General features: G+C 62.8%; 1 protein-coding gene and 1 pseudogene. Both read right to left on the bottom strand.

The genetic code is table 11. The features are described 5' to 3' along the window. Positions 1–24: 24 nt before the first annotated feature. Positions 25–888, bottom strand: coding sequence for an IS21-like element helper ATPase IstB (gene istB, locus AXW67_RS10185; protein ID WP_063677376.1), 864 nt, complete (start codon positions 886–888; stop codon positions 25–27). Between the two features lie 8 nt (positions 889–896). After that, positions 897–2,387, bottom strand: a pseudogene (istA, locus tag AXW67_RS10180) (IS21 family transposase); the annotation flags it as partial. Between the last annotated feature and the right edge of the window lie 113 nt (positions 2,388–2,500).

The following is a 2,500-nucleotide window of genomic DNA, read 5'->3' as shown; positions in this document are numbered from 1 at the left end:
GATCAACGACGAGCACTGGAGCTGTCAATCGGCGTTCAAATTTGACCCCTCATCGGCGTCCAATTTTGACCCCTTTGTGCGGCGGGGTTTGCTGGTAGCGCTCGTCTCGTCGGAGCTGGCCGGGATTGCGGAGGCGAGACGAGCGCGGGTTGCGTGATCGTCGTCGCGGCTTTTGAATCGCCAACTGTCGTTGCCGGTCTCGACGATGTCGCAGTGATGGGTCAACCGATCGAGCAGCGCAGTGGTCATCTTGGCGTCGCCGAACACGCTGGGCCATTCGCCGAAGGCGAGATTGGTGGTGACGATGACGGAAGCTCTCTCGTAGAGCCGGCTGATCAGATGGAACAGAAGCTGACCGCCGGACTGGGCAAAGGGCAGATATCCGAGTTCGTCCAGAACGATGAAGTCCATCCGGGTCAAGTGCTCAGCAAGCCGGCCCTGCCGTCCATTGCGGGTCTCAATCTCGAGGCGGTTGACGAGATCGACCACATTGTAGAAGCGGCCACGGGCACCGGATCGGATGCAGCTCCTGGCGATTGCGATGGCCAGATGGGTCTTGCCGGTGCCTGTGCCGCCGACCAGCACGACGTTGCGTTGCTGGGCGATGAAGCCGCCGCCGGCGAGATCATTGACGAGCGTCCGGTTGATCGGCGTGCCGTCGAACTGGAAGTCCTCGAGGTCCTTAGCAAGCGGCAGCTTGGCGATGGTGAGCTGGTACTTGATCGACCGGGCCTGCTTCTCGTTGATCTCGGCGTTGAGCAGGTCGCCGACGATGCGCTGCGGTTCGTGTTGGCGCTTGACCGCAGTCGCCATGATCTCGTCGAAGGCGGCCTTCATGCCGTAGAGCTTGAGCTCGCCCATGAGGTCGAAGATTTGGGTTCGTTCCATCAGATGATCCTCCGGAGGTTGTCGTAACGGGCACAATCGGCGATCGGCGCATGGCGGAGCGTCAATGCAGCCGGCGTCATGATGTTGGCCGGTGGGGCGGGTTCACGTTGTCGGGCCAGGATGTTGAGAACGACATCGGCGGAATGGACGCCGTGACCGAGCGCTTCGGCACAGGCGGCTTCTACCGCGGGCAGGCCGTCAGTCAGCACCGCATTGAGGATGTCGACCATCTGACGATTGCCATCGTCGGTGCTGGCAAGCCTGCGCCGGATCCGCTCGATCGCGGCCGGCAGCACCCAGTCCTTGAAGGGAGCACCGTTGCGCAAGGCGCCGGGTTTACGCGCCAGTACCGGCACATAGTGCCAGGGATCGTAGGTCGTCTCGCCGCGTCCGAAGGATCGTGGGTGCTCGGCAACGATGCGTCCGTCCTGACGGATCACGATGCGATCGGCATAGGCTTGGACCTCGACCGGGCGCCCGACGGCGCTGGCTGCGACCAAGTACTTGTTGTTGTCGAAGCGCACCAGACAGGTCTTCGAGACCGACGCCGGCACCGCATGGAAGCCGTCGAACCGACCGGCATAGGGGACGAGCTTAGGACGCTCGGCTTCGAACACTTCCCAGATCGTCTGATCGGCCAACTCCGGATGGCGATGCGCTTTGGCGTAGGCGATGCACTTGTCCAGCAGCCAGGCGTTTAACTCGTCCAGGTTCTTGAACCGCAGCCGCGGCGTGAAGAAGCGTTCGCGGACCAGCCCGACCTGGTTCTCGACCTGGCCCTTCTCCCAGCCCGAGGCTGGCGTGCAGGCGACCGGATCGACCAGGTAATGGCTGCACATCTGCAGGAAGCGGCGATTGTAGCGGCGATCCTTGCCGACAAAGATCGTCTCCACCGCGGTCTTCATATTGTCGTAGATGCCGCGACTGCAGGTGCCCTTAAACAGGGCGAACGCCCGGTCGTGGGCGTCGAACACCATCTCCTGCGTCTCGCGCGGATAGGCCCGCACGAACAGCATGCGGCTGTGACAGAGCCGGACATGGGCGGCCTTCACCATCACCGTGGTCCCGCTCAGCAAGACCACCTCGTGGCTCCAGTCGAACTGGTAGGCTTCGCCCGGCGCAAAACTCAGCGGGACATAGGCCGCCGCGGTCGATTGCCCGCGTTCTTTGCTCCACCGCCTGGCGTAACGCCGCACCGCATCGTAACCGCCGTCGTAGCCGCGGCCGCGCAGCTCTTCGAAGATCCGGATCAACGTCAGCTGTTCACGAGCCGGTTTGGCCGCGTTCGCCGCCAGCAATCCGTCAAGCTCTACTGCCCATCGTCCCAGCTTTGGCCGCGGCTGCACTTGCCGCTCGTACTCGAAGGAGGTCTCCCCAGACCTCAGCACCTTGCGGACCGTGTTCCGCGACACCTTCAGGTCACGGGCGATCTCCTTGATCGTCTTGCCCTTGATGAAGTGCTCGCGCCGTATCCGCGCAATCGTCTCCACGACCAGCATCCCCGACCACCTGCTTCATTCCAAAGCAGGCAGCGCAACAGCCCAACGTTAGGGGGTCAATTTTGGACGCCGATCCCCCAGCTTAGGGGGTCAATATTGCAGGCCGAATGACA

It is taken from the genome of Bradyrhizobium neotropicale (assembly GCF_001641695.1).
GTDB classification, from domain to species: domain Bacteria; phylum Pseudomonadota; class Alphaproteobacteria; order Rhizobiales; family Xanthobacteraceae; genus Bradyrhizobium; species Bradyrhizobium neotropicale.
This window is presented reverse-complemented; position numbering and strand designations above follow the sequence as displayed.

Bases quoted from the DNA above. Each gene is read 5' to 3' on its own strand.
- istB (WP_063677376.1), bottom strand. From the start codon at position 888: ATGGAACGAACCCAAATCTTCGACCTCATGGGCGAGCTCAAGCTCTAC.